Origin of the sequence: Chryseobacterium sp. MYb264, from assembly GCF_035974275.1 — a bacterium.
Taxonomy (GTDB): domain Bacteria; phylum Bacteroidota; class Bacteroidia; order Flavobacteriales; family Weeksellaceae; genus Chryseobacterium.
Genome location: NZ_CP142422.1, coordinates 4269557 through 4292758 on the forward strand (window position 1 = coordinate 4269557; position 23202 = coordinate 4292758).

General features: G+C 35.6%; 27 protein-coding genes. 12 read left to right on the forward strand and 15 right to left on the reverse strand.

All coding sequences use genetic code 11. From position 1 onward, the window contains the following. Positions 1 to 2 precede the first annotated feature (2 nt). The 4 genes from VUJ46_RS18615 to VUJ46_RS18630 form a co-directional block, all read right to left on the reverse strand. A complete protein-coding gene (locus VUJ46_RS18615) occupies positions 3 to 524 on the reverse strand; it encodes an NAD(P)H-dependent oxidoreductase (protein ID WP_326982196.1) in 522 nt (173 codons plus the stop codon). A 459-nt stretch (positions 525 to 983) separates the two neighbouring features. Next, positions 984 to 1784: a TPM domain-containing protein gene (locus VUJ46_RS18620; protein WP_326982197.1), complete on the reverse strand. Its 801-nt coding sequence runs from the start codon at positions 1782 to 1784 to the stop codon at positions 984 to 986. Continuing rightward, the gene (locus VUJ46_RS18625) at positions 1765 to 2196 is read right to left on the reverse strand and encodes a TPM domain-containing protein (protein WP_326982198.1); all 432 of its coding nucleotides are present in this window, start codon (positions 2194 to 2196) and stop codon (positions 1765 to 1767) included. Before VUJ46_RS18625 ends, VUJ46_RS18620 begins: the two co-directional genes overlap by 20 nt. Next, entirely contained in the window at positions 2196 to 2804 is a 609-nt protein-coding gene (locus VUJ46_RS18630) for a LemA family protein (RefSeq protein ID WP_326982199.1), read from the reverse strand. Before VUJ46_RS18630 ends, VUJ46_RS18625 begins: the two co-directional genes overlap by 1 nt. 72 nt (positions 2805 to 2876) lie before the next feature. On the opposite strand from VUJ46_RS18630, the gene VUJ46_RS18635 reads away from it, so the two are divergent. Then, positions 2877 to 3371, forward strand: a complete 495-nt coding sequence (locus VUJ46_RS18635; RefSeq protein WP_326982200.1) for a dihydrofolate reductase — start codon at positions 2877 to 2879, stop codon at positions 3369 to 3371. Between the two features lie 120 nt (positions 3372 to 3491). After that, on the forward strand, positions 3492 to 4058 hold the full coding sequence (locus tag VUJ46_RS18640) for a DUF2892 domain-containing protein (protein WP_326982201.1): 567 nt from the start codon (positions 3492 to 3494) through the stop codon (positions 4056 to 4058). 68 nt (positions 4059 to 4126) lie between these two features. Here VUJ46_RS18640 and VUJ46_RS18645 read toward each other — a convergent pair whose 3' ends face one another. The 4 genes from VUJ46_RS18645 to VUJ46_RS18660 form a co-directional block, all read right to left on the reverse strand. Next, a complete protein-coding gene (locus VUJ46_RS18645; RefSeq protein WP_326982202.1) occupies positions 4127 to 4762 on the reverse strand; it encodes a trimeric intracellular cation channel family protein in 636 nt (211 codons plus the stop codon). Between the two features lie 39 nt (positions 4763 to 4801). Next, a complete protein-coding gene (locus VUJ46_RS18650) occupies positions 4802 to 5164 on the reverse strand; it encodes a four helix bundle protein (RefSeq protein WP_326982203.1) in 363 nt (120 codons plus the stop codon). 56 nt (positions 5165 to 5220) lie between these two features. Next, positions 5221 to 5679, reverse strand: coding sequence for a pantetheine-phosphate adenylyltransferase (coaD, locus tag VUJ46_RS18655; RefSeq protein WP_267404299.1), 459 nt, complete (start codon positions 5677 to 5679; stop codon positions 5221 to 5223). Positions 5680 to 5760: 81 nt separating this feature from the next. Further along, on the reverse strand, positions 5761 to 6747 hold the full coding sequence (locus VUJ46_RS18660) for a D-alanine--D-alanine ligase (RefSeq protein ID WP_326982204.1): 987 nt from the start codon (positions 6745 to 6747) through the stop codon (positions 5761 to 5763). Positions 6748 to 7170: 423 nt separating this feature from the next. On the opposite strand from VUJ46_RS18660, the gene VUJ46_RS18665 reads away from it, so the two are divergent. From VUJ46_RS18665 to VUJ46_RS18695, 7 genes are all read left to right on the forward strand, one after another. Next, positions 7171 to 8256 carry a PASTA domain-containing protein gene (locus VUJ46_RS18665; protein ID WP_326982205.1) on the forward strand — a complete coding sequence of 362 codons (1086 nt, stop codon included), beginning with the start codon at positions 7171 to 7173 and terminating at the stop codon, positions 8254 to 8256. Positions 8257 to 8385: 129 nt separating this feature from the next. Beyond that, positions 8386 to 9405, forward strand: a complete 1020-nt coding sequence (locus VUJ46_RS18670) for an RluA family pseudouridine synthase (protein WP_442784959.1) — start codon at positions 8386 to 8388, stop codon at positions 9403 to 9405. Positions 9406 to 9456: 51 nt separating this feature from the next. Next, positions 9457 to 10407: a PorP/SprF family type IX secretion system membrane protein gene (locus VUJ46_RS18675; protein ID WP_326982207.1), complete on the forward strand. Its 951-nt coding sequence runs from the start codon at positions 9457 to 9459 to the stop codon at positions 10405 to 10407. A gap of 50 nt (positions 10408 to 10457) precedes the next feature. Then, on the forward strand, positions 10458 to 11582 hold the full coding sequence (gene hemW / locus VUJ46_RS18680; protein WP_326982208.1) for a radical SAM family heme chaperone HemW: 1125 nt from the start codon (positions 10458 to 10460) through the stop codon (positions 11580 to 11582). Between the two features lie 103 nt (positions 11583 to 11685). Then, positions 11686 to 12516, forward strand: a complete 831-nt coding sequence (gene murI, locus VUJ46_RS18685; RefSeq protein WP_326982209.1) for a glutamate racemase — start codon at positions 11686 to 11688, stop codon at positions 12514 to 12516. A 168-nt stretch (positions 12517 to 12684) separates the two neighbouring features. After that, on the forward strand, positions 12685 to 13455 hold the full coding sequence (locus VUJ46_RS18690; RefSeq protein ID WP_326982210.1) for a beta galactosidase jelly roll domain-containing protein: 771 nt from the start codon (positions 12685 to 12687) through the stop codon (positions 13453 to 13455). A 6-nt stretch (positions 13456 to 13461) separates the two neighbouring features. Beyond that, positions 13462 to 14241, forward strand: a complete 780-nt coding sequence (locus VUJ46_RS18695; protein ID WP_326982211.1) for a hypothetical protein — start codon at positions 13462 to 13464, stop codon at positions 14239 to 14241. 52 nt (positions 14242 to 14293) lie between these two features. On the opposite strand, the gene VUJ46_RS18700 is transcribed toward VUJ46_RS18695, so the two are convergent. Next, positions 14294 to 14833 (reverse strand): nitroreductase family protein, encoded by a 540-nt coding sequence (locus VUJ46_RS18700; protein ID WP_326985112.1) that lies wholly within the window; start codon positions 14831 to 14833, stop codon positions 14294 to 14296. 120 nt (positions 14834 to 14953) lie between these two features. Here VUJ46_RS18700 and VUJ46_RS18705 point away from each other — a divergent pair, with 120 nt between their 5' ends. Both VUJ46_RS18705 and VUJ46_RS18710 read left to right on the forward strand, forming a co-directional pair. Continuing rightward, positions 14954 to 16294 (forward strand): IS5 family transposase, encoded by a 1341-nt coding sequence (locus tag VUJ46_RS18705; protein WP_326981209.1) that lies wholly within the window; start codon positions 14954 to 14956, stop codon positions 16292 to 16294. 160 nt (positions 16295 to 16454) lie between these two features. Further along, a complete protein-coding gene (locus VUJ46_RS18710) occupies positions 16455 to 16808 on the forward strand; it encodes a winged helix-turn-helix transcriptional regulator (protein WP_326982212.1) in 354 nt (117 codons plus the stop codon). Here the strand turns inward: VUJ46_RS18710 and VUJ46_RS18715 are convergent, their stop codons facing one another. The 5 genes from VUJ46_RS18715 to VUJ46_RS18735 all read right to left on the reverse strand — a co-directional run bounded on the left by VUJ46_RS18715 (position 16809) and on the right by VUJ46_RS18735 (position 19693). Further along, positions 16809 to 17387 carry an RsmD family RNA methyltransferase gene (locus tag VUJ46_RS18715; protein WP_326982213.1) on the reverse strand — a complete coding sequence of 193 codons (579 nt, stop codon included), beginning with the start codon at positions 17385 to 17387 and terminating at the stop codon, positions 16809 to 16811. Positions 17388 to 17459: 72 nt separating this feature from the next. Then, complete coding sequence (locus tag VUJ46_RS18720; RefSeq protein ID WP_326982214.1) at positions 17460 to 18176, reverse strand: DUF3822 family protein; 717 nt, start codon at positions 18174 to 18176, stop codon at positions 17460 to 17462. Between the two features lie 18 nt (positions 18177 to 18194). Further along, a complete protein-coding gene (locus VUJ46_RS18725) occupies positions 18195 to 18689 on the reverse strand; it encodes a Smr/MutS family protein (RefSeq protein WP_326982215.1) in 495 nt (164 codons plus the stop codon). A 2-nt stretch (positions 18690 to 18691) separates the two neighbouring features. Next, a complete protein-coding gene (locus VUJ46_RS18730; RefSeq protein WP_326982216.1) occupies positions 18692 to 19189 on the reverse strand; it encodes a metallophosphoesterase family protein in 498 nt (165 codons plus the stop codon). A gap of 54 nt (positions 19190 to 19243) precedes the next feature. Beyond that, a complete protein-coding gene (locus tag VUJ46_RS18735) occupies positions 19244 to 19693 on the reverse strand; it encodes a GNAT family N-acetyltransferase (RefSeq protein WP_326982217.1) in 450 nt (149 codons plus the stop codon). An 81-nt stretch (positions 19694 to 19774) separates the two neighbouring features. On the opposite strand from VUJ46_RS18735, the gene VUJ46_RS18740 reads away from it, so the two are divergent. Next, a complete protein-coding gene (locus VUJ46_RS18740; protein WP_326982218.1) occupies positions 19775 to 21319 on the forward strand; it encodes a serine hydrolase in 1545 nt (514 codons plus the stop codon). Between the two features lie 368 nt (positions 21320 to 21687). Here VUJ46_RS18740 and VUJ46_RS18745 read toward each other — a convergent pair whose 3' ends face one another. Then, entirely contained in the window at positions 21688 to 22710 is a 1023-nt protein-coding gene (locus VUJ46_RS18745; RefSeq protein WP_326982219.1) for a T9SS type A sorting domain-containing protein, read from the reverse strand. Between the last annotated feature and the right edge of the window lie 492 nt (positions 22711 to 23202).

Here is a 23202-nt window from a genome sequence, read left to right on the forward strand (position 1 = left end):
TTTTATTGATTAAGAAGTTCCATGAATTCTTTTTTATGAAGAATAATATCTTTCTTAGAAAGTTTATTGGCTTCGTAAACGATTTTTATATTTTTAATGTTGGCCTTAAACACATTTAGAGAAACAATAAGTCCGCTGATGAGTTCCTCTACCGTATATTTATACGTGCCTTCTTTGGTGAAAGATCTTTCTTTCCCGCCAGTGGTAATGAGAATCTGAATTTCTTTTCCTTCCAAAGGATTATATTCGCCTTCCTTCAGCCAGTCTCTGTCGAAAACTTCATCTATCCAAAGTCGCAAAAGGGGAGGCATACCGAACCAGATCAGGGGAAACTGAAAAATGAACCGCTCATATTCAACAATTCTTTTTCTTTCCCGAAAAGCGGCAATGTGAAAATCCGGGTATTCTTCATAAAGATCCCGAAGAGTAAAATGCTGATGACGGACGTAGAAATTGATGAGCTCAACATTCGAGTTAGAGTGCTCTAAATAAGGGTGCGCAAAAACTACCAACGTCTTCTTCATAAACCTGTTTTCAGTAAATATAATGAAAAAAAATGAATTAAAGAAGGTTTTTGTGGGATATTATTAATTTTTTAATATTAAAACAGAAGAATTATGTTAAAATAAAGTAAAAAATGTGAATTTATATTTTGTTTTCTTTAATACTTAATTTTAACGCAAAGATTGCAAAGATTGCAAAGATTTTTTTAATAAATTGAGAATATTTTTTGGTTACAAAAGCTTTTCACTCAGCGAAGAAAATGCTGTTTTTTGTTTTAATTAAAAATTACATTTACTAGCCATTTTGTCATTCAGAGCGAAACGAAGTGTAGCGTGGAATCTAAGCAATGCTTTCTAAATTATTTTAAAATTCTTGCCTATATTCCTACGGAATTACAAATATTGTAAAACTTTAGTTTAAATTTTTTAATTAAAAAAAGTCAAAGAAGAAGAATATAGAAGCCGACATTGAGTGAAAATCTACCAGCCTCCCGAAGCACCGCCGCCGCCGAAACTTCCGCCGCCGCCGAAGCCTCCAAATCCACCGCCGCCTGAGCTGCCACCACCAAAACCGCCTCCTCCGAAGCTACCCGGAAAAGGAAAAAATCCTCCGGGATAGTTTCTGCGGCCGCGCCTGCTGATAATAACGTCGTCATCGTAACCACCGCCATTTCCGCCCCCTCTGTTTCTGAAAATAATAATGATGATCACAAAAATAATGAATGCAATAAGAATCGTTTTTAAAATACTCCCGTCATTGGAATCTGGCTCTGCTACCGGTTTAAATTTCCCCTGAACTGCTTCCATCAAGGCCGAAGTTCCGCGATTGATGCCCTCGTACCAACGGTTTTGCTTAAAATGAGGGGTGACGATATAATCTAAAATCTGTCCGGCAACGGAAGCTGTTAAATATTGTTCAACTGCTCTTCCTGGCTGAATGGACATGGTGTGATCCTTCGTGGCAATAAGAAAAACAATGCCGTTGTCAACTCCTTTTTTTCCAATACCCCATTTCTCACCGAACATCGTTGCTAAAAAGTTTATATCTTCTCCTTTGGTGGACGGAATGATGATTACTTCAATTTCCGTTGAGGTAGAATCTGCGAATTTGATCAGTTTACTGTTTAGATCATTTTTTTCCTGATTGGAAAGAATTTCTGCTTCATCGTAAACTGGATAAAGAATTCTGGGTTTGTCCGGAATACTGTATTGTGCTGATACAAAAGTGTAAAAGCATACAAATAAAAATGAAAATACTATTTTAAGAGAAGGTAATTTCATCAGACAATTGATTGGGATTTTCTCCGGTTACAGGAAAATGTTTTTTCAGTTCAAGTCCGGTTTCCAGAATTCCGCTTTTTAAAGCTTTATAATAATTTCCTTTGGCAAATTCAGAAGTGATATAGTCGTGCAGATGATCCCAATACGATTGGTTTACTTTTTCATGAACTCCCACATCACCAATGATAGTAAGGTATTTTTGATCAAAATTAACATGAAAAAGCACGGCATTTCTTTCAGTGGTTTTATTCATGCACAATTCTTTGAAAACCTCAAACGCGGTTTTGGCATTGTCGTCTTCTGTATTAGAATCAATATGCACTCTTATTTCGCCTGAAGAATGTTCTTCTGCCGACTGAATAGCTTCCACAAGGGAAGATATCTGCTGATTGGTTAAAAATCTGTTGTTCATTATTCTGAGAATACTTCAGGGGCTTTATTGGCTCCTGCTTCAGCTTTAAACAGAGGCTTTTCTTTAAAGTTGGTAAAATTCGCCAGAATATTGTTTGGGAAAGTTTTGATCGAAGTGTTATAATCCTGAACAGCCCCATTATAATATACCGTTTCTGTTCTGATGCTGTTTTCAATGGCAATATACTCTCTTTGGAAATTAATATACTGCTGATCTGCTTTTAAATCGGGATATTTTTCTACAACCACCATTAATCTGTTTAATGCACCGGATAATTCCCCCTGCGCTGCCTGGAATTTGGCAATGTCCTGCTCCGTCATATTGGTAGGGTCTACGTTAACAGAACTTGCTTTGGAACGGGCTTCTACTACCTTCGTCAAGGTTTCCTGTTCAAATTTGGAATAGGCTTTTACTGTTCTTTCCAGATTGGGGATAAGGTTGGCTCTTTTTTGATAAACAGTTTCTATATTAGACCATTTTGTATTAACATTCTGTTCTTTTGTAACAAAATTATTATAGCCATTTTTTCCCCAGAAGAATAGTACGGCAACAATAATAAGGAGAGCAATCCCGATGGTTCCGGCGCTCAGACAGCCCTTGTTTTTCATAGTTTAAATTTTTAATTTCTTGTGTTAATCAAATATACAAATTATGTGCTAATTTTGCAGAAAATTATTAGAATGACAACAATAGTGGTGGCAATGGGAGAGAAAAATGAAATTGGTTTCAATAATCAGTTGCTTTGGCATCTTCCGAAAGATTTAAAACATTTTAAAGATCTTACCTCAGGACATCCGATTATTATGGGGAGAAAAACGTATGAGAGTATTGGTAAGCCGCTTCCCAACAGAACGAATATTGTTGTTTCACGAAAAAAAGACTGGTTTGAGGAAGGAATTCTGATAGTTGGAAGCCTGAAGGAAGCTCTGAAATTTGCCAAGAAGATAGATGAAGAAGTTTTTGTGATTGGAGGCGGCAATATTTATCAACAAACGATAGAAATGGTAGATAAATTGGAAGTCACTTTAGTAAAGACTGATTTGGAAGCAGATACTTATTTTCCGAAGATCGATGCGAAAATCTGGAAGAAAACGAATGAAGTTTTCCACGAAAAAGACGAAAAAAATCAATATGATTTTTATTTTCAAACTTATGAAAAGGTTGATGGTAAATAGTTGTTGGTAGATCGTTTTAAATTGGATGAGAAAATGTTAGTAGTTTTAGCTATAAACCATCAATTAACAACTATTAACTACCAACCAAATTTCTTATCTTTGCACTTCTAAAATTTAATAATGAATAAATACATAAAGTTCGGAATATCTGCGTTAATTATTGCAGTAGCAGTTTATCTGATGATGAACAGAAATATTGGCTGGGGAATTGTTTTAGTTATCATTGCAGCATCACCCATCTTACTTTTCTTTAAAAATGAATATATTCTATTGGCATTCTGGCAGTTGAGAAAACAAAATATGGAGAAAGCTGCGGAGTGGTTAACGAAAATTACGAATTACCAGTCTCAGCTTCACAAATCCCAATACGGATATTTTCACTACTTATTAGGTTTAACTCAGGCTCAGGATCACCCGACGAAAGTGGAACCACTGATGAAGAAAGCTTTAGAATATGGTCTGAACATGAAGCATGACAGAGCGATGGCGACCTTAAATCTGGCAGCTGCGGCAATTTCAAAAGGGAGAAAGCAGGAAGGTCAGAAATTGTTGGAAGAAGCCAAAAGACTCGACAGTGCAGGAATGATGACAGATCAAATCAAAATGATGAAAGATCAGTTAAAAATGCCTACCATGCAGAAGCATATGCACAACCCGAATATGAGAAACAGAGGGAAATTCTTTTAATTAAGAAACTTCATAAAACAAAAATCACCTGACATTCAGGTGATTTTTTTGTGCTTTTAAATTTAAAATTACATTTCAGAATTATTGTGCTCGTAACCATAGAATTTTGGGATCTGCCAATGGTATTTTACGGCAAATGTCCGTATGGTAACAATCAGTAAAATGGTGAAAATCTGTATCACGGTATACGAAAAATGGGTAAATTTTGTTAACAGTAAAAACATTGATCCGCCCAGAATGCAGGCGGTTGCATAAATCTCTTTCCTGAAGATCAACGGTATTCTGTTCAGTAGAATATCCCGGATAATCCCTCCGAAACACCCCGTTATCGTTCCTAAACCAATACATATTAAAGGATGGATGTCAACATTTAATCCTTTCTGAATTCCGATAATGGTAAATAATCCGAGTCCGAAGCTATCAAAAATAAATAAGGTCACCTGAAAATTTTTCTCAAAAGACTTAAAAATCATCGTGAAAATGCTGGTGAGAATAATGACGGCACAGGTGAGAAGATCATGCATCCAGAAAACTGGAATATCCAATAAAAGATCTCTTACCGTTCCGCCGCCGACAGAAGTCACAAAGGCAATAATAAGCACCCCAAACGGATCAAGACGTTTTTGCATCGCTGCAAAACTTCCCGACATCGAAAAGGAAATGGTTCCGAGAACTTCTATGGCAAAATTGAACTGTTCGTGCATAATGATAAATAATAAGTAATTGGTAATGAGTAATGAAAATTATGACGTTGAATTTTGAGATAACTTAAATTTATACTTTGTCATTACTTTTACTAATTCTTCACATTCCAGTTTTAAATGTAGAATTTTTTCTTTATTTAAATATTCTAATTCTTCAATTATTTCAAGCCAAAGTTGGGTTTCATCAATTTCCTCAACCACAATACAAAGTTTTGCAAACCTTTCTTTTTCAAATCTTGCTCTGGAAACAGCCCGGTAATTGGCAGCAACTGAAGTTGCAGATCTTATAATTTGTTTTCTAATGATTGAAAGATCATCAGAATAGGGTAGTAGTGACAAAGATTTTATAATAGAAACTGAAAATTTTTTAGTTCTATCTCGAAATATTTGATTAAAATCCATCGCTGTAAAAATTACTCATTACCCATTACTCATTACCCATTACTTATTGCTAATTATTAGACTCTTACCGAATCCGGAACAAGCAATTCATATTCCCCTCCGTGGTTTAAGATTTCTCTCACAATGCTGCTGCTGATGAAAGATTTTCCGGATGAGGTTAATAAAAATACGGTTTCCAGTTTTTTATGAGCTAAAGTTCTGTTGGTATGAGCGATGGCTTTTTCAAATTCAAAATCAGCCGGATTTCTGAGGCCTCGGATGATGTACTGTGCATTTTTTTCAAAACAGTAATCTACCGTTAAGCCTTCAAAATAATCCACTTCCACATTGGGAAATTCTGCAACGGAATTTTGAATAAACTCCATTCTTTTTTCCAAAGGGAACATATATTTTTTCTGAGAATTTTGTCCGATAGCAATAATCAGTTTATCAAAAAGAGGCGCTGCTCTTTCGATAATATCATAATGACCTAAAGTAATGGGATCGAATGAACCCGGGAAAACAGCAATTTTCATATCCTATAAAGTTATAAATTAAGAGTTTTTGAGTTATGAATTTTGTGTAAAATCTAACTTCTAATCTCTAACTTTTAAAAATTATTTTTTCTTTAACGCTTTTTCAACCTCGTTTCCACAAAGGTCGGTGATGGAGATTCCGTAAATTTTTGCCTGTTGCGGAAGGATGCTTGCCGGTGAGAAACCAGGATTCGTATTCATTTCCAACATATAGGGAATTCCATTCATCAAGATAAATTCACTTCTTGAAAATCCGCTCATTCCAAGAGAGTTATAGGCTCTTTTGGAGATTTCTTCTACGCGAATTCTTGTTTCATCATCAATTCTTGCAGGGGTAATTTCTTCGGAAGCCCCTTCGTATTTTGCTTCATAATCGAAGAATTCATTTTGAGGAACAATTTCTGTGATTCCCAGCACAATAGTTTCACCTTTATAATCGATTACACCTACGGAAACTTCCATTCCGTCTAAGAAACTTTCAATTAAAATTTCATCATCTTCTTTGAAGGCAACTTCAGTCGCAGCCAGCAATTCTGATTTTTCTTTCACTTTTGAAATTCCCAAAGATGACCCCGATTGATTGGGCTTTACAAAAACAGGCAATCCAAGATTTTCGATAATTTCATCAACATTGATTTCTTCACCTTTTCTCAAATACACGCTTTTTGCAGAAGGAATTCCGTATTTTGACAATACAGCTAATGTATCTTTTTTATTGAAGGTTAAAGCACTTTGGTAAAAATCACATCCTGTATATTTCTGCCCTATGGCATCCCAATAGGCCTGAAGAATTCCGTTTTCTCCAGGAGTTCCGTGGATGATATTAAAACAAACATCGAATTTTAACGTTTCACCATTATCTAATGTTACCGAAAAATCTCCTTTATTAATGGCGTATTTCTGATCGTTTTCACCTAAAAAATACCACTCATCTTTTAGGATGACTACTTTATATACATTATATAGATCTCTGTCTAAAGAATCATAGATTAATTGACCGCTTTTCAGGGACACCACATATTCGTCTGAATAGCCCCCCATTACTACGGCAACATTTTTTTTGCTCATAACCATATAGTATCAATTAAGGCAAATTTAATCATTTTATATCATGCAATACCTGAAATTCACAAATTTTAAAGCTGAAGATAAAGCCATGAACAGAAATCACTGAGGTGATATTTAAAATGGGCTCTTAAGATACCGCAGTCTCTCTGAAAAAAGTCAGTTTAACAGCTTGACAAAAGGAGTTCAGGGGTTTGTTGTCAGTATAACAATAAGAAGTCTTTTAGGTCGAGTGATATTGCGAGCCGTGAATACTGAGTTTTGTTGTACAAGTCAATTTTGCAGATGAATAAGATACATGATTCACGATTCACGAGTTGCTAATGTGGATTTTGCGTTACAATTAGGAAATGAAATGTGTTAAATAAAAAGCCCATTCTAAAATTATTAGCTATATTTGCCGTTATAATTAAAGTATTTTTAAGTATGCTTAAATCACTTTTCAATTGGAAAGTTTTACTGAATTTAGTTGTGGCCATCGGTGTTTTCGTGGGGTTAGTCTGGCTTACGTTCCGTTGGCTGGAGTACCATACAAAGCATGGTCAGGAAACTCCGGTTCCTAATGTTGTTAATAAATCAGTATACGATGCTGTTAAAATATTGGAAGATGTAGGCTTGGATTATGAGGTAGACAGTGCTACTTACGATCCTAAATACAGACCTTTCCAGGTTTTAAAAATGTCCCCGTCCGCGGGTTCCCGTGTAAAAGACGGAAGAGCCATTCAGTTAAGGGTTAACCCTAGAACATGGGCACCAGTAGCCATTCCGGATGTTATTAATAAATATTCAGGATTAGCATTCCAGAGGATCAGTCAGGTAGGCCTGAAAGTGGGTGATACCATTTACGAACCTAGTATTCAGAAGGATGCCATCATCAGAATGCTCTTTAAAGGAAATGCGGTAAAGCCGGGAACACTGATTCCCCGATTTTCGACGATTGATGTTGTGGTAGGTTCAGGGCCTATGAGAAATATTTCAGTTCCTAACGTGGTGGGGCTTACGGTAAAAGAAGCGAGAGCGGTGATTGCAAGAAGCCTTTTTGAAGTGGGACTTGTAGAGCATGAAGATGGCAGCAAGGATGAATCTGATATTATTTATTATCAGGATCCTGCCGCAGGAGACGTAAGGGACCAGGGGATGCAGATGGATCTTTGGGCGAGTAAGAAAACACCGGCAGAATTGCAGTTTAAGATTGATCAGCTGAATTCTATGTATCGTATGAAAGTAGATACTTCATTACCTCCTGTTCAATATGAAGAAGTTCCGATGCATCACGAACCTGTGTATGAAACACCACCGGCTCCGAAAAAAGAAGCACCGAAACAACCTGAACCTGTAAGGACTGAAGTACCGAAAGCTGTGGCACCGTCACCGGTAAAATCAGCAAATTCTGCAACGGATACAAAACCAAGAACGCCAGCTGGCTCGAATAGCGGTAATTCAGGAAATAATAAACCGGCAAATGCCTCACCGGCAGAAAAACCAAAGGCTAAGAAAGTAGTTGTAGAGTAATACACACTTATTTATAAAAAATATGGGCTTCAACTTTAATTATGTTGGAGCCTTTTGTATAAAAGATTAAATAGAATGTCAGAAGATAACGAAGATTTTTTAGACGAAGAATTATTAGGCTCCGAGAGTATGGAGAATTTTGATATTGACGAGGAGAATAAAGGATTGTATGAGCATCTTAATATTACGGTTGATAAAAGTCAGGAACCTTTAAGAATTGATAAGTTTTTACTGATTTTCAGGCAGAATTCTTCGAGAAATAAAATTTCCCAGACCTGCAGGGCGGGGAATGTCGTCGTTAACGGATTTCCTGTAAAGCAGAATTATCGAGTAAAGCCCGGAGATCAGATTTCTGTTCTGCTGGCACACCCTCCTAGGGAAAATGTTATCGTTCCTCAGAATATTCCTATACATATTGTATACGAAGATGATGATTTGATCGTTGTAGATAAAGAACCAGGAATGGTGGTACATCCGGGGTTTGGAAACTGGGACGGAACACTGGTTAACGCACTGGCCTATCATTTCGAACAAAACGGAGCAAAATCTGATCTCGATAGAGTTGGTTTAGTTCACAGGATTGATAAGGATACTTCCGGATTACTGGTGATTGCCAAGAATGAGTATGCTTTGAGCTTTTTGGCCAAGCAATTTTTCGACAGAAAAACAAAAAGATTGTATTGGGCTTTTGTGTGGGGGAATGTTCAGGATGATGAAGGAACAATTCGCGGGCATATCGGTCGTCATCCGAAAAACAGAATGCAGATGCATACCTATGTAGACGGAAGCCAGGGAAAGCATGCCGTAACGCATTATAAAGTACTGGAAAGATTTAAATACATGACCTGGGTAGAGTGTAAACTGGAAACCGGAAGGACACACCAGATCCGAGCTCATTTTAAACATATAGGTCATACTCTTTTTAATGATGAAAGATATGAAGGACATACCCCTCTGAGAGGAGTGAATCTTCCTAAGTATAAGCAGTTTATCAAAAATGTATTCGAGATTCTGCCCAGACACGCCCTGCATGCGCATACTTTAGGATTTATTCATCCTACCACCAAAAAGGAATTGTATTTTGAAAGCCCAATGCCGAAAGATATGGCGGATGCTGTAAAAAAATGGAGAAATTATTTAGAAAACTAAAAATATATTGAGATTTTTTTTATATTTGTTGAATTGAAATCAAGATTTGTTATGAGAAAACTATATGCTATAGTGTGTTTGGCTCTTTTGTCAAATGCATACAAAGCACAAGAAACATTACCATATTATCAGCAATATCTTCTGGATGGTGAGTTCCTGTTCAACCCTGCACAATACGGTAAAACAGACAATGTTCAGCTCAACCTCAATTATCAAAAACAATTTATAGAATTCAGCGAGTCGCCAAACGTACAATCTATTGGTATGAATGCCAATATTTTTGACAGAGTAGGGGCAGGTATTTCAGTGTTTAGAGATGCAGGTGGTCCTATTTCTGCAGGTGGTATTACAGCAGGTGCTTCTTATTTTATTCCTCTAAGTAGTGAAGGAGACAGAAAAGATCAGTTCTCTTTCGGTACAAGTGTTAGTTTTTATAACATGAATATTGATTATACAAAACTTAATACCAATGATGCTTACGATCCATTGTTACAAGGCAATGAGCAGAATATTTTCATGGCTTATGCCAACTTCGGATTAGCGGCAACATATCATAATATTTTTGCCAATGTATCTGTTAACGATATTGCTTTAACAAATGACGAATCTATCGTTAACGGCCGCGAGCCTTCTCCGATTAAGTTTTTCTTAAACTTAGGATATGACTGGCATGTGGGAGACAATATGTATTTCACGCCGTCAGCATTAATCAACCTTAACACGAACTCTACAAGAACAATTGACTATAATCTTATGGCAACGTTCTTTAATGATATCAACTCATTTTCAGCAGGGATAAGCTACAGATCTGTTCAGAACAGATTTGACAGCCAGCAGCTACAGATTGCCCCGGTGGTTAAAGTTAGATTCAACAAATTTATGGTGGGTGCTACTTATAATATCGGATTGTCTGATATTCAGGAGTATGGCGGAAACTCTTTCATGATTGGTCTAGGATATAACTTCGATAATTTCATTAATCGTAGAGGATATAGATATTAATCAATTTAATTTAAATAAATTTGAGCTCTGATTTTTTCAGGGCTTTTTTTATGATTTATATTCACATTCCGTTCTGTAAGCAGAAATGCAGCTATTGCAATTTTCACTTTTCAACATCTTTGAATTTTAAAGATGAAATGTTGGCTGCCATGAAGAAAGAAATCTTTCTGAGAAAAGATGAGCTACAGAACAAAAATCTGCAGTCTCTATATTTTGGCGGTGGAACTCCTTCAATACTTTCTCCGGACGAAATCAAGTCTTTGATTGATGAAGTGTTGAAATATTTTAGTTTTAATAATGATATTGAAATTACACTGGAAGCTAATCCGGATGATTTAGATAAAAATTTTTTAAAAGGATTATCAAATTCACCGATTAATCGTCTTTCTATCGGAACTCAAAGTTTTTTTGAAGAAGATTTAAAATTAATGAATCGTGCGCACACCGCTTCAGAAGCGGAAGGTTCCATCAAAAGAGCCCAGGATTTTGGCTTTGAAAATTTGAGTATTGATCTTATTTATGGTTCGCCCACTTCGAATTTGGAAATCTGGAAAGAAAATTTAAATAAAACAATAGCGCTGGAAGTGCCGCATATTTCCTCGTATGCTTTAACGGTTGAACCGAAAACAGCCTTAGAAAACTGGATTTCAAAAGGTAAGATTATCAGTCCGAAAGAAGATGAGCAGAATAAAGAATTCTATTATTTATCGGATTTTCTGAAGGATAAGGGCTTTGAGCACTACGAGGTTTCAAATTTCGCTAAACCGGATCTTTATTCAAAGCATAACTCTGCCTATTGGAAATACAACGAGTATCTGGGTATCGGTCCGTCTGCGCATTCTTATAATGGTTTTGATGTGAGAAGCTGGAATATTGCTCATAATCAGCAGTATATAAAAAAAATAAATTTAGGTCTTTTGGCTAAAGAGGAAGAGCTGTTATCTCAGGAAGATCAGTTTAACGAAATGGTAATGATAGGTTTAAGAACAGTTTGGGGTGTAGATTTGGACAATTTAAATAATAAATTTTCTGAAAAAATTCTGGATCATTTCAGACATGAAATTAAATCTAAAACGGAAACAGGACATTTAATTATAGAAAATGATCATCTGAAAATTCCCGAAAAGCACTGGTTTATGGCGGATGGTATTGCTTCGGATTTATTTATCGTATAGTTGGGAAGGTCGAAAATGAAAGAACGGTTTGTGAAAAACTTCCGGTATCCGGCTTCAGGCATTCAACAATTTCACTATTTTTGTATAAAATTTCAACATTATTTTGAAAACTAAAAAGCAAGACTATTCGCATCTCTCAGCTAATCAGCCTATCGGAATTTTTGATAGCGGGGTGGGAGGCCTAACGGTAGCAAAAGAAATAAAAAGACTTCTTCCCCATGAAGATTTGATCTATTTTGGAGATACCAAGCATCTTCCGTATGGTGAAAAATCGAAGGAAGCCATTATCGAATACTCTACAAAGATCACTAATTTCTTGCTGGAGCAAAACTGTAAAGCCATAGTGATTGCCTGTAATACGGCAACAGCAAATGCATTAAATGAGGTCATGAAGTCCGTAGGAGGAAAAGTGCCGGTGATTGATGTGATTAATCCCGTAGCTGAAAAAGTTTCCTATGAAATTCATAATAATGTTGGGGTTATTGCTACAAAAGCAACGGTAAATTCGGGCTTATATAAGAAAAGCATCCGTAAGCATAATAAATGGATTAAAGTGGATGAGCTGGCGACGCCCTTATTGGTTTCGGCTATTGAAGAGGGGTTTAAGAATCATCCGATCACGCATGCGATAATTTATAATTACTTAAGTAATAGTAAATTAAAAAATATTGAAACTTTAATCCTGGGTTGTACCCATTATCCTCTATTGCTTGATGAGATCAAACAATACTATGGAAACCGTGTTCGGGTGATCGATTCTCCGAATATCGTGGCAAATCATCTAAAGATTATTTTAGATAAATATTGTCTTTTAAATGAAGCGAATCATAAACCGAATTATCATTTTTATCTTTCCGATCTCACTAAAAATTTTGAAAAGATCTCTAAAAAATTCTTCGGTAAGACCATTGATTTAGAATTAAAAGTATTATAAAAAAGACTTAATTTAGAGTTTTTTTCCGATTGAAATAGATTTATTATTTATTCGTATATAATTAATAATATTCAACATTTTGGATTATTTGTAGAAAAATTTTAATATTAGTATTTGTTTTCATAAATTCGTGAAATATTGATTATAAGATATTTAAAACAAATTTTTATGAAAAAAATTTTCTTACTGGCTACATTGGGACTTGCTTTCCAAGCATATTCACAAAGTGGTGTAAATACGTCAAACCCTCAGGGAGCTTTTCATGTTGATGGAGCTAAAGATAATAATGCTTCGGGGGCGCCTACTACAACTCAGCAACTTAATGATTTTACAGTAACCTCAATCGGAAGGGTAGGAATTGGTACTACTGCTCCGAATAATAAAGTTGAAATTAATTCAGGGACTGCCAATACGAGTGGTTTACGATTCACTAATTTAACATCTGCAACCCCTGTATCTACAGGGCAGACGATTGGTGTAGATGCTACTGGGAATATTGTTACTTTACCCAATCCTACAGCAACAAGTGTTACTACGGCAGAAGTTGCCTCCGCAAGTGGCGCTGATTTCAGTGTTAATGATACCGGAGAAACTTTACTTACGGGAACTGTTCAGACAATTACGGTTCCGGCAGGTGGAAAAGCTTTATTCATTAATTTTATGCTTGGGATCGATTTAGTGACAACTACCGGAGGAGCTGGGTATTATAGAGCAACATTATATATTGATGGGGTTGCTACCAATACTTATCTTACCATTCAGGAGCCTAATGCGGGATCACAGCTTCAATACACTTTAAATACCGTGAAGTTTCTTACCGCGGGAAATCATACACTTGATATTAGGATGAGAAGAACTGCTAATAACGGAACTGCAGCAGGTTTCAATGCAGGTTGCCGACCTATTTCAATGTCATTTAATGCTTCTTATTTAAATTAATTATTTATGAAAAAGAATCTATTATTTGCAGGTTTTTTAGTAGTAAATACTATATCTGCTCAAATAGGAATAAGTACCAATAGTCCGCAGGGAGCATTTCATGTAGATGGAGGGAAAGATAATAATGTTTCAGGTGCGCCAACTGCAACGCAGCAGCTTAATGACTTTATTGTTACTTCTGCGGGAAGAGTGGGTGTGGGAACTATTGCTCCGAATACAAAGTTTGAGATTAATTCAGGAACATCCAATGCTAGCGGCTTAGCTTTTACAAACTTTAACTCTACAGCCCCTATATCTACAGGCCAAACATTGGGTGTTGATTCTTCCGGGAATGTAGTGTCATTGGCAAATCCAGCAGCTGCAAGTGTAACAACGGTAGAGGTTGCTTCTTCCACAGGGACGGCTTTTAATGTTAATGATTTAGGTTATACAGCTGTTACAGGATCGAGTCAGTCTATTACCGTTCCTACCGGAGGAAAGGCTGTTTTCATTAATTTTATGCTGGGTATTGATTATACTTCTTTTCCGGAAGGTAGCGGAGGTGGCTATTATCAGGCAACGCTGTTTATTGATGGATCTCCCAGCACTGTATACCAGAGAACACAAGAAAGAGATACTACAGGTTCTCAAACTCAGTACACTTTAAATACAGTTAAATTTTTAACTGCAGGAAGTCACACCTTAGATGTACGAATGATCAGAGCTTTAAATAACGGTACGACCTCAGGAGCCAATATGGCCTGCCTTCCTATTTCAATGTCATTTAATGCTTCGTATATAAATTAATCGGTTGATTGTAAAAAAAGCTGTTTCATCACGAAACAGCTTTTTCTTTTTACTATGCTTCCAGAATCACAGTTTCACTTTTCAATCGTGATTTTGGAGTAATTTTGGGTTGATTACTGTCTTGTTCAGATCTTTCGCCAATGCTTACGGCAAATAATGTTTCGTAATTTTCATTGTTGAGAATATGATCATATTGAGCATTTTCAATACCTTCCATAGGAGTAGAATCTATTCTCATTTCTGCACAGGCAGACAGGAAAACGCCTAACGATAAGTAAACCTGATGCTTCAACCATGATTTAACGGCATCATTTCCTTTTGACTTTACAAAGGTTTTATAATAATTAATAGAACCTTCCGGCAAATTCCCTTCGATCTGTTTTTCAAAATCTTCAGGATTTTTTAATACTTGAAATACAACCAAATGACTGCTGTCCAATATTTTTTCTTTATTCCAATACGAGGCTTCTGCTAATTGTTCCCTTACTTCAGAATGGTTGTTTACAAAAACAAAATTCCAGGGCTGGCTGTTGATAGAAGATGGACTTAACTGTAAAATTTCCTTCAGCTGCTGAATTTTATCTTCACTAATTAGTCATTCCTTAAAAACCAAGTAATATTTTGATTATCAGTTTTATGCACTTATATTTCGTAAAAAATCGTTGTAAAAAATTGCAATAAATTGTATTTTTAGGATATAAAAAGTGGCAAAATGTTAGGCAAAATAAGAGAGGATTTACAGCAGAATTTATTCAAGACCAGGCTTACGGAGCTTATTAATATGGAGCATCCGGTGGTAAAATTAGCTGGGGAGATTTCCTGGGATAAAATGGAGTCAGAGTTTGAGAAATTATTTTCAGAAAACGGAAGACCTTCTATTGCTATCCGTAAAATAGCAGGAATGCTTTTGCTCAAGGAAATGTTTAAAGAAAGTGATGAAAGTGTAATAGAGAGATGGATTGAGAATGCGTATTGGCAATATTTTACCGGAGAAACCTTTTTCCAGACAGAGCAGCCTTTCGATCCGAGCAATTTTGTACACTTCAGAAAAAGAATTGGAGATAAGGGTTTGGAATTTCTTTTGGGACAAAGCGTTTCTCTCCATCCCAAAGCCAAAACAGAAGATGAAGTTCAGGTAGATACGACGGTTCAGGAGAAGAACATTACCTTTCCTACCGATGCCAAATTAGCAAAAAAAGTAATCGACAATTGTAGAAAAATAGCAGAAAAAGAGAGCGTTGTACAAAGACAAAGCTACAGAAGAGTGAGCAAACAATTATTGCGGGACGCTTTTTTTGGACATCATCCCAGAAGACAGAAGAAGGCAAAAATGGCGAGGAAAAAGCTCAGGACGATTGGTAAAAGAGTTCTTCGGGAATTGGAAAGAAAACTTCCTAAAGATGTTTTGAAAGGCTACGAAGACGTTTTTAAAATTTACCTTAAAGCACTCACCCAAGAACGTACCACGAAAGATAAAATTTACAGTCTTCACGAGCCACAAGTTGCGTGTATTGCGAAAGGAAAATCGGGAAAAGCATACGAGTTTGGGACAAAAGTAGCAGTAGTAAGAGGTCGGAAAACAGGGATCATCAGCTCGGTAAAGAGATTTTCTGGCAATCCTCACGATAGTAAAACTCTTGAAGAATCATTGGCACAGAGTGAGAGGGTAAGAAAATCCGTTGGCGGAACAAGACCTACGAAAGCCACTACAGACAGAGGATTTAAAGGAATCAAAGAAGTGGAAGGAACAGCAATTTTGCTTCCCGCAAAAAAAGAAAAAACAAAATATGGGCAACAAGTAGCCAGATTAAGATTCCGGGCAAGAGCAGCCATAGAACCTTGTATCTCTCATTTAAAAAGAAACCACTCCTTAGGATTAAACTTCCTGAAAGGAGTGGCTGGAGATATTAATAATGCATTATTAGCAGGGATTGGATACAATTTGAAGATGAGATTGAATCAAATCAAACAACAAATTCTTCTTTGGCTCGAACTTGTTCTCCGAATCTTTTTAGGCAAATATAATTTTCAAAGTCAAAAAACAGCTTTTTAAGGAGCGACTAATTACTCCTTGTGGATTATACTTTTTAACGGTATATCTCGATTTCATTTTTTCTAAAAAGCTCATAATTTTAAACTATATTTTTTATAGTTACAAAACTAATTTAAGTTTAATACATTTGCAATAACGGTAAAAAATGATAGTATAAAATATGTATACGATAGATAATAAATCTTATCCATGCTGCACAAGTGTGACCATGAAATTTATAGGCGGAAAATGGAAAGCTGTTATTTTGGTACACCTGATGGATGGCGCTAAAAGATACAATGAGCTGAGAAAACTGATTCCTACGATTACAGAAAGAACCTTAAGTCTTCAATTAAAACAATTGGAAGAAGATAATGTAATCAACAGAAAAGTATATACTGAAAAGCCACCTTTGATGGTGGAATATACGCTGACAGAGCTTGGAAATACTCTTATTCCCGTACTTGAACTGATTACAGAGTGGGGAAGGGGAGCCGATAAAATATCAAAAAAAATAATCAAGGATATTCCCTGATTATTCTGTTATTTCTGTATTTTCTTCTTTGTTAGGTTCAAAAAAACTGAAACTTACATTTCCATATTTTCTGGTATCTGTCAGATTCGGATGATCAAATTTCATTCTACTTTGATGTTCTACCACAAGAATTCCGTTTTCTTTCAGGTATTTGTTATTTAAAACCAAAGAGATCAGTTCGTGGTATTTTTTCTCTTCCATTTCGAAAGGAGCATCAGAAAATACGATCTCAAAAGACTTTTTATTTCTGAATTTCTTCAACCAATCAAACACATCGCCACGTTGCACATTTACTTGTAAATTAAATCCTAATTCAGAAGCAGTGGTATTTAAAAATGCTGTGTGCTTCGGATTCATTTCCACAGACGTTACGTCCTGACAGCCTCTTGAAGCAAATTCAAAGGAAATCGAACCAATTCCTGCAAAAAGATCCAGCACAGAAATCGACTGCATATCGTAAGTGTTTTCCAAAATGCTGAACAGCGCTTCTTTTGCAAAATCCGTAGTGGGTCTTACATCAAAATTTTTCGGAGCGGCTATTTTCTTGGCTTTCCATTTGCCTGAGATTATTCTGTACATGTTTTTAGTTGTTAGATTGTAGGTAATAGGTTGCAGGTTAGGAACTAAGACCTATCATCTGTTACCTGCGACCTAGTTTAATATAAAATTTTTATTAGGAAGATTATCAAATACAATTTTCAGATTTTTTACGAACTTTTGTAATTCTGAAATGAAGGTTTCATTTTCAGTAGTTTCTCCATAAGCGTAAAAGCTGGTTTCATTAATGCCGAAGCCTATTTTACTTAACGTAAACATTACAAAATAAAGAAAATCAACTTCTGAATTGATATCCAGATTGTTGTATAGGATAATTTTTTGATTGTCTATAGCGAAAAACTCACATTGATTATGATAGAGATTAATGTGAATTTCTTTATTACTTTTATTGTTGATGGAATTTAAAAACTTTTCACCTGAGAAATTAAAATGAACCGGAATGGCCAGCTCTTTTATTTTCTTGTACAAATCTTTAGGAAATGTATAGTAAAACTGAATTTTAAACTTTTTATTTACGGAAAGCATTAATTCTTCATTTTCTTTATCTACAGGAGCATTAAAGGAAATCAGATCAAAGCCCGCCTCATGCTCCGAAAAACCTTCAGGCATCAGGGTAAAATGATTCAGCGCTGAAATCACAGAAATTTCATCAAATCTCTGCTTAATTAAAACCTCTTCTAACTGATGAGAAATAAAATTTTCCGGTGTTTCTTCGTTGACAAAGTAGGCCTTTTCCTCCAAAACGTTTTTATTCTTTACGATTTGGTAGATTAAGCCGTCTTTGATAAAAAGTAAATTAAGTACGTTCATATTTCGATTCCTGCAAATTTAATGAAATTCTACCATTACCGCACCCGATTGATGGTGAAGTATTTCTTTATTATAAAAATCAAGACCGGTTTGGCTTTCTAAAACATCTAAGACCATTCTTTGCAATGTCCCATCCCCAATACCATGAACAATTTCCAGTCTTTTAAGATTATTTTTTCTGCAAAAAGCCATCACTTCCAGTAATTTTTCTTTCTGAATGAATAATCTTTCAAAGCTATCATAATCATTCGGATTTTTAACTAAATTATGAAAATGAAGGTCTAAAACCAAATGATTTTTATGATGTTTTTTAGAAACTATTTTTTTAGGTTCTGCTTTTTTTACAATTTTTATATTTTCGTAAAAATCAATGTTTTTAGGAACAAGTTTCTCTCTGGGATATTGATGAGTGAAACCATATTCATCCTTAAAAACCACAATATTTCCCTTCGTGGAAGTGACAATGCCTTCCAGATCCTCATCAACTACAGAAACTTTATCGCCAATCTTCATTATTAATTCTTTGGTCCCAATTCAATTACTTCCAAATCTTTTATCTCGGTATTATCCACCACAAAACGCATCATGGTTCGTACTTTATGCCATCCCTGTTTTCCGCATGCACCGGGATTGAGATGTAACAAACTGTTTTTCTCGTCATACATGGCTTTCAAAATATGAGAATGTCCTGAAATAAATAATTGGGGTGCTTTTTCAGCAATTTCAGCTTTAGCCAGTGGCGTATATTTTCCGGGATAACCTCCAATGTGGATCATCAGAACCTCAAGGTTTTCACAAAAAAAACGATTCACTTCAGGAAATTCAGAACGAATTTTTGGGCTGTCGATATTTCCGTAAACGCCCTTTAACGGTTTAATTTTTTCAAGCTGTTCAATCACATCCATGTTTCCAAAATCACCACAATGCCAAATTTCATCTGCCTGCATGGCATAATCTAAAATTCTGTCATCAATGTAGGAATGAGAGTCGGAAAGGAGAAGTATTTTTGTCATTATTGGAAATTCTCTGCAAATTTATGAAACTAATTAGTTTTTATAAAATTTCACCTACAAAGTAATTTGATACATCCTCGATTCCTCTTCCCAGGGATGATACCCCTGCCCGATATATCGATAGCCATATTTTTCATACAAACCAATATGATCGGTGCAAAGATTCAGATATTTAAAGCCTGCTTCCCTTGCATCTTCTTCTGCTTTTTTTAAAAGGATAGAGCTGTATTTATGTCCACGGTGTTTTTCATCAATAAATAAGGCACATATCCAGGGATAAAGGTCTATTCTGCTGATAAAATCATTTGTAATTAATCCGGCACAGCCAATAATTTCATGGTCTTTTTCCAGCAAATACCATTGTGGTAAATCCTGTTCTGCACCAATGGCATGAGTAATTGAATCTTCATACATTTTCGGATATACTTCAGACCAGCTTTCCTGAAAATATTGTATCGCCTTATCTTTATATTCCGGCTGTTGTCTTATGGAAATAATTTTCATTTGAATGTTTATTTTACGTATTAAAATTCAAATTTAATTAATAAATACTGAATTGATTAACTTTGAGAAAATTTAAAAAATATGAAGAAGAAATTTTCTTTTTTCCTTTTTCTTTTAACGGTGGGTGCTGCCAACGCACAGGTCGAAGAGAAAAAACTGGACGAGCTGGTTCAAAATACCTTAAAAACTTTTGACGTTCCGGGAATGTCTGTCGGAATTATCAAAGATGGAAAAGTGATTTATTCTAAAGGGTTTGGCGTTCGTTCGTTAACCACAAAACAACCCATGGACGATAATACTTTAGTTGGAATTGCTTCCAATTCTAAAGGTTTTACGTGTACGGCTTTGGCGATTTTGGCAGATGAAGGAAAACTGGATTGGGATGATAAAGTTTCAAAATATATTCCTGAATTTCAGATGTATGATGCGCATGTTTCCCAAAATGTAACGATCAAAGATTTGGTAACGCACAGAGCTGGTTTAGGTTTGGGACAGGGCGATCTGATGTTTTTTCCTGAAGGCGGAAATCTGACGGTGAATGACATTGTTCATAACGTAAGATATCTGAAGCCTGAAAATCCTTTCAGAACGACTTTGGATTATAATAATATCATGTTTATTGTTGCCGGAGAAGTTATCCACAGAGTTTCCGGATTAAGCTGGGCTGAATTTATTGAGCAGAGAATTATGAAACCTGTCGGAATGACTTCAAGTTTTGGAAGCTACAACAGAGCAAAGGCAGTTGCTAATAAAATTGATGCACACGCGCCGGTAGATGGAAAAGCAATCGCTGTTCCTCACGATTGGAATGAAACAGGAAATGCAGCGGGAGGAATTATGAGTAATATCAAAGACATGACGACGTGGGCAGAATGTCTATTAAATAATTTCACAACCAAAGACGGTAAAAAATTGGTTTCAGATAAAAATGTTCAGCAGCTTTGGAGCTTACAGATTCCAGATAAAGTGGCGGCTAAAAATCCTTATGACACCAGCTTTTATGGTTACGGAATGGGTTGGTTTCTAAGTGATGTGAAAGGGCATAAGCAGATTCAGCATACAGGCGGATTGATCGGTACGGTGACTCAGTTTACTTTGATTCCTGATCTTAAATTAGGAATTGTAGTATTGACTAATCAACAATCAGGTGCTGCTTTCAACACCATTACAAACACCGTGAAAGATTCTTATCTTGGAGTGGCAGACAGAAACTGGTTGAAAACTTACGGCGAACGAATGATAAAAGTGGATGAACTTTATGATAAACAGAAAAAAGAAGCTTTTGCTAAATCTGAAACCTTTAAAAAAGAGAAAAATCTTCATCCAAAATCTGAACAGTTTGTAGGAACTTACCATGACGTTTGGTTTGGCGATGTAGATATTGCTCAACAAGGAAATATGTACAGACTTTCATGTAAAAATTCTCCACGGTTAAAAGGTGAATTATTGCCTTTCTCCAATAATTCTTTCATCATCAAATGGGACGACAGAAGCTATGATGCCGATTCTTACATTATATTTAATTATGATGAATCCGGAAAAGCACAGTCTGCAAAATTAAAAGCTATTTCTGATGTTACGGATTTCAGCTTTGATTTTGATGATTTGGATTTAATTAGAAAATAATTTCAACAGGAATTATTCCTTTAAACCTGAGTTTGATTAAAATAAATAATTTAAAATATTAATTTTAAGATTGTTAACATGTATGCCGATAGCGTGGCTTCAGCCCAATGATAAAATCCCAAATCAAATAGGGGCTTTCATACAAATTGATTATAAATTTCGGCTAAAGCCTCTAGGAGTCTCATCTTTTTTAGACGGGCTGAAGCCCGTCCCTATCAATCTGGTAGAATATTTTACTAATCGAACTCAGGTTTTAAGACATTAATAGATAGTAATTAAATCTTAGCGTTAAGAAAAGAGTCACTTCATTCAACGCAAAGATTAGATTTACCTATTTATCGCTACCCATAAGGGATTACCCAATGAAACTAAGGTTGCTTAATCAGCTTTTTGCTTATTTCTCCTATTTTAAGAATATAATTGCCTGGCTGAAGGGTTCCACAGTATATTCTGCTATTATTAATCAGCCCCGACTGTATTTGTCTTCCACTGAGATCAAAAATTGTATATTCTTTTTCTGAAGTACCTTTTACCGTTACAAATTCTTTTACCGGATTCGGGAAAATGCTGAAATTATTTTTAAGGCTAACCTCTGAAGTATTCAGGGTATCAAGCTGCCCTGTAAAAATTGCATTCGCGAAAATATCTCCCACATACATCGTGTTATTATTAATTATTATTCTTGAGGCATGACTGAATAGAGAAGAAGTGAGGGTTACCGATACATTGGGAGGACTCTGATTCAGATTAATCTTTGAGATATTGTTCTCTTCTGGTAAGGCTACGTAAAGTTCATTATTTCTTGAAGCTAAACCAGAAGGATAGCTGTAAGTATTGAACTGATGAACCAGCGTATTGCTCCCCGGAATAGTGAGATTCATTTTAGAAACCCTGTCCAGTATTCGCTCGGTATAGTATATTTCATTCCCGATGATCTCGATATCAAAAGGTTTCTTAGCTTCTGTAACGACTATCGGAAGAGATGAAGGTTGGGAAACATCAAATTTAAAAATCTGATCGGAGCCTGATGAGGCAATATAGAGATCATTATTCAGAAACTCTAAACCAATGGGAAAAGTAATTCCGTTAACAAGGATTTCTGAATCTGTTCCCGGAGAAGCAAGGTTCTTTTTTCTGATTCTGTTTCCATTGAATTCAGAGATGTAAAGGACATTATCCTTTAAAGCAAAACCATAAGGTCTGAGAATATTTTCAACAACCGCTACGGGAGGAAGACTGGGGTTAAAAAGATCTACTTTTACGACTTTATCCTGATCGTAAAGTCCGATGTAAAGTATATTCTTATCGATAAGCATTGCATTGGGACCGCCTGCGAGATCCATTAATTTTGTTGCGACGTTCTGAGCACGTATTTCAGTATTGAAAAGCATAAGGAACAAGATACCCAAAAAATGGAATTTTTTTTCACTTTGTTTTTATTTAGAATAATTAAAGACAAAATTACCCCCATGGTTTTATAATCCCAAGTCTATCTGTCACAATTTTTAAAATGACAGATAAGTTCAAAATGACAATTCCTGTATTTTTTTAATTAAAATATATATTTAAAGCATGGAAAATAAGTTAATTATCGATTTGTAAAAAGTGTAACGGTTAAATTGCTCTGTTTTTAGTAAATTATTTTATTTACTCCCCGGTTTTTGTATGTTTAAAAAAAACATATTTTTCCGAAATAAAGATAAATTTATTCCTTTATCCTCCTAGCAACCTTTTTTTTGAAGGGTAATAGATTCCTGTTTTAGCTGTGGGTGAAAATAGGATTTTACTTAGAGTTTTAGTTTACTGGTGCTTACGATTGGTTTGGAACTTTTTTATCTTAAGATGTGTTGAGGGAAATCACGAATGATAAGTGAAAGATACAT

Bases quoted from the DNA above. Each gene is read 5' to 3' on its own strand.
- VUJ46_RS18690 (WP_326982210.1), top strand. From the start codon at position 12,685: ATGAAAAAAATTTTCTTACTGGCTACATTGGGACTTGCTTTCCAAGCA.
- VUJ46_RS18715 (WP_326982213.1), bottom strand. From the start codon at position 17,387: ATGTACAGAATAATCTCAGGCAAATGGAAAGCCAAGAAAATAGCCGCT.
- VUJ46_RS18665 (WP_326982205.1), top strand. From the start codon at position 7,171: ATGCTTAAATCACTTTTCAATTGGAAAGTTTTACTGAATTTAGTTGTG.
- coaD (WP_267404299.1), bottom strand. From the start codon at position 5,679: ATGAAAATTGCTGTTTTCCCGGGTTCATTCGATCCCATTACTTTAGGT.
- VUJ46_RS18705 (WP_326981209.1), top strand. From the start codon at position 14,954: ATGTTAGGCAAAATAAGAGAGGATTTACAGCAGAATTTATTCAAGACC.
- VUJ46_RS18730 (WP_326982216.1), bottom strand. From the start codon at position 19,189: ATGACAAAAATACTTCTCCTTTCCGACTCTCATTCCTACATTGATGAC.
- VUJ46_RS18625 (WP_326982198.1), bottom strand. From the start codon at position 2,196: ATGAACAACAGATTTTTAACCAATCAGCAGATATCTTCCCTTGTGGAA.
- VUJ46_RS18660 (WP_326982204.1), bottom strand. From the start codon at position 6,747: ATGAGCAAAAAAAATGTTGCCGTAGTAATGGGGGGCTATTCAGACGAA.
- VUJ46_RS18620 (WP_326982197.1), bottom strand. From the start codon at position 1,784: ATGAAATTACCTTCTCTTAAAATAGTATTTTCATTTTTATTTGTATGC.
- VUJ46_RS18725 (WP_326982215.1), bottom strand. From the start codon at position 18,689: ATGAAGATTGGCGATAAAGTTTCTGTAGTTGATGAGGATCTGGAAGGC.
- VUJ46_RS18670 (WP_442784959.1), top strand. From the start codon at position 8,386: ATGGAGAATTTTGATATTGACGAGGAGAATAAAGGATTGTATGAGCAT.
- VUJ46_RS18630 (WP_326982199.1), bottom strand. From the start codon at position 2,804: ATGAAAAACAAGGGCTGTCTGAGCGCCGGAACCATCGGGATTGCTCTC.
- VUJ46_RS18615 (WP_326982196.1), bottom strand. From the start codon at position 524: ATGAAGAAGACGTTGGTAGTTTTTGCGCACCCTTATTTAGAGCACTCT.
- hemW (WP_326982208.1), top strand. From the start codon at position 10,458: ATGATTTATATTCACATTCCGTTCTGTAAGCAGAAATGCAGCTATTGC.
- VUJ46_RS18745 (WP_326982219.1), bottom strand. From the start codon at position 22,710: ATGCTTTTCAATACTGAAATACGTGCTCAGAACGTCGCAACAAAATTA.
- VUJ46_RS18650 (WP_326982203.1), bottom strand. From the start codon at position 5,164: ATGGATTTTAATCAAATATTTCGAGATAGAACTAAAAAATTTTCAGTT.
- VUJ46_RS18645 (WP_326982202.1), bottom strand. From the start codon at position 4,762: ATGCACGAACAGTTCAATTTTGCCATAGAAGTTCTCGGAACCATTTCC.
- VUJ46_RS18740 (WP_326982218.1), top strand. From the start codon at position 19,775: ATGAAGAAGAAATTTTCTTTTTTCCTTTTTCTTTTAACGGTGGGTGCT.
- VUJ46_RS18640 (WP_326982201.1), top strand. From the start codon at position 3,492: ATGAATAAATACATAAAGTTCGGAATATCTGCGTTAATTATTGCAGTA.
- VUJ46_RS18675 (WP_326982207.1), top strand. From the start codon at position 9,457: ATGAGAAAACTATATGCTATAGTGTGTTTGGCTCTTTTGTCAAATGCA.
- VUJ46_RS18735 (WP_326982217.1), bottom strand. From the start codon at position 19,693: ATGAAAATTATTTCCATAAGACAACAGCCGGAATATAAAGATAAGGCG.
- VUJ46_RS18710 (WP_326982212.1), top strand. From the start codon at position 16,455: ATGTATACGATAGATAATAAATCTTATCCATGCTGCACAAGTGTGACC.
- VUJ46_RS18695 (WP_326982211.1), top strand. From the start codon at position 13,462: ATGAAAAAGAATCTATTATTTGCAGGTTTTTTAGTAGTAAATACTATA.
- VUJ46_RS18635 (WP_326982200.1), top strand. From the start codon at position 2,877: ATGACAACAATAGTGGTGGCAATGGGAGAGAAAAATGAAATTGGTTTC.
- VUJ46_RS18720 (WP_326982214.1), bottom strand. From the start codon at position 18,176: ATGAACGTACTTAATTTACTTTTTATCAAAGACGGCTTAATCTACCAA.